The organism is Kitasatospora sp. NPDC033851, from assembly GCF_055576085.1.
In genome coordinates, this window is record NZ_JBVIRL010000095.1 from 1 (window position 1) to 2,362 (window position 2,362).

Below are 2,362 nucleotides of genomic sequence, written 5' to 3' on the forward strand. Positions count from 1 at the left end.
TCCGCTGCCTAATCAGACGGGCTTGGACCCTCTACCGCTGGGATACCCGGCCTCGAAGCCCCCGCATCCGATGACCTACTGGCGGACGCCCTTAGTGAACTGCCGTGCCGAACAGCTGGGCGTTCCTGGCCTCGTCGGCCGTGTACGTCCGCTGAGTGGTGTCGAGGTTGGTGGCGATCCCGTCGATCCGGTCGTGCAGGGCTGTGCACTGCTTCAGCCACCGTTCGGTGCAGCTGGTGAGCGCGCTGCTGAAGGCGAAACCGCGGGTACCCGCCGACGCGGCGCTCACGTGGTCACTGAGGCCCAGCGTGAGGGGCCCGCTGTTGCCGTTGGCTTGGTTGAGGTCGGTGGCGATCTGCCGGGCTATCCCGGCCGAGGCGGCGAGTTCGTGCGGGTTGTCCAATTGGGTGGTCGCCATGCCGGGGGGAGCGGCGTTCCAGGGCGCTGTGTCGCCGCTCTTGGCGGGGTTGGCGTACGGCGAGGTACTGGGCGGCGTGCCGGGTGTCGATGCCGCTGCCGGGGCGACCGGGCCGGTAGTGAAGTCGGGTTTTCCCATGGGCATGTAGCTCTCCCTCCCTCTGTGTGGGGGCAGTTTGCTCTGCGACACGCTGACCGTGTCGTGCCCCACTGTCGGTATACTGACACCCTCCGCAGCGGCGGTTGCACGTAGGGTGGGGAAGACGGGCCGGGACGGGGCGTGGAGGTATCGTTACCGGCGGGTCGCTTCTCTACCATCGCGAGTGTTACAGCTTTACTGTCAAACCCCGAAGAGTTCGCGGCCAGCGCGTGACACGGACAGTCCTGTCGGGCTCGGAAAGTCATCGCCGCAGGTGGCAGCAGTAGAGCGACTTCGGCCCGGAGGCCGCCACCCCACAGAGTGACGGCCTCCAATGCCTTTCGCGGCTCTACCAGGCCACCCCCAGGGCCTCCAACTGCCCGAGCTGCTCCGGGCTGAGCTTGTCCCGCCTTGCCTTCTGGTTGTTCAACCAGCTGCCCAGCGACGTCCCGTCCTCCTGGTGGGACCTCGGAACCCGCGCATGACCCTCCCGTTCGACGAACGCCGCCAGCGCCGCCAGGCCGGCGCCGAACCGGTCCGCCCGCGACACCTTCGGCTTCGCCGCGGCCGCCGCCCGCGCCGCCGCCAGTTCCTGGTCTTCCTCAATGCCGATCGCCGACAGCAGCTCCCGCTGCTCCTGGTCGAGCTCCGCCCAACCGGCCCGCTGCGCCCGCACCCACCGGCCGAGCGCCTCGCCCTCGAACGCCGTCTCCAGCGGCAGGCCGGCCCAGTCGACCCGGCCGTCCGACTCCAGCCACCACTGCCGCGCCACCGCGTACGTGCGCTGCCAGGTGATCGGCCAGCGCGGGCACCACCACGGGTCGATCTCCTCCAGCGCGGCCCGCCGCTGCGGGTCGAGCGCCCCCGGCTCGCCCTCGGGCACCTCAGCGGCTGCCCGCAGCCCCGCCAGCCAGGCCCCGATCGCGTACCCGCCGACAGCCGCCCGCGCCGGCGCCGCCAGCGAACCGCCGTGCTCCTTCGCCCACACCCGCGCCCAGTCCAAGCCGGCCTCGAACCGCGCATCGCTCACGGACCAGATCATGCCGAGCTGCTCCAGCATCTCCACCCGGTGGCGCGCCAATTCACCGTTCGCAAATTCAACTCGCCTCTGCGTGAGCCATTCACCAAGCCGGAAATTCTCCTGCTCACCGACCCGCGCCGAATACGGAACATCGAGCCCTCCGGTCTCCTCGTACCAGCGCCTGCAATGCCCGATCCCCTCACGCCAGAACTGGCTTTCCCCGGTCAGGACACGCGTGGCGATGAACAGCGCCAGAACGTCATCGCCGGGCTTGCTCTGGAACCGGACCGGCAGCGAGAACGTGGGCGTCCCGCCCTCGCTCACACTCGGCGCGACCTCGGCCTCAGCGCTGCGCCCACCCGTGCGCTTGCCGGACTTCTGGGGCACGGCCAGGGCCTCGATCACCAGGGCGTCGTGGCTGCGGATGGCACTGAGGATCTTGACCAGCGGCCCGTACGAGTCCGACTCCAGAATGTCTCCGGGTTCCTCACCGGGCTTGAGGAAGACCGGCACGATCAGGCTCGCGGTCTTTCCTTCACCGGGCTTCATCCGAAGGGCCCGGCCGATGGCCTGGACGATATCCACCATGCTGCCCCTGCCCTGGAGCAAGACCGCGTCTGCATTCGGGATATCAATTATCTAGAGGTCTTCTGACTGGGCGTTTCAGCCGTAGATGTGGGGGTTGACGCTGCTTTTCCCGGTGCCAGGACTGTCTGCGTCTGGTGACGCTTGGGGCTCTGGTGACGGGAGGGCCGCCGATACACAAATGCCCGCCGGAACTGTGC

General features: G+C 68.7%; 2 protein-coding genes. Both read right to left on the bottom strand.

Annotated features, from left to right (window positions below; genetic code table 11):
• Positions 1–91: 91 nt before the first annotated feature.
• Positions 92–562: a hypothetical protein gene (locus ACZ51D_RS43615; RefSeq protein WP_465665874.1), complete on the bottom strand. Its 471-nt coding sequence runs from the start codon at positions 560–562 to the stop codon at positions 92–94.
• Between the two features lie 343 nt (positions 563–905).
• On the bottom strand, positions 906–2,165 hold the full coding sequence (locus tag ACZ51D_RS43620; protein WP_465665876.1) for a helicase associated domain-containing protein: 1,260 nt from the start codon (positions 2,163–2,165) through the stop codon (positions 906–908).
• Between the last annotated feature and the right edge of the window lie 197 nt (positions 2,166–2,362).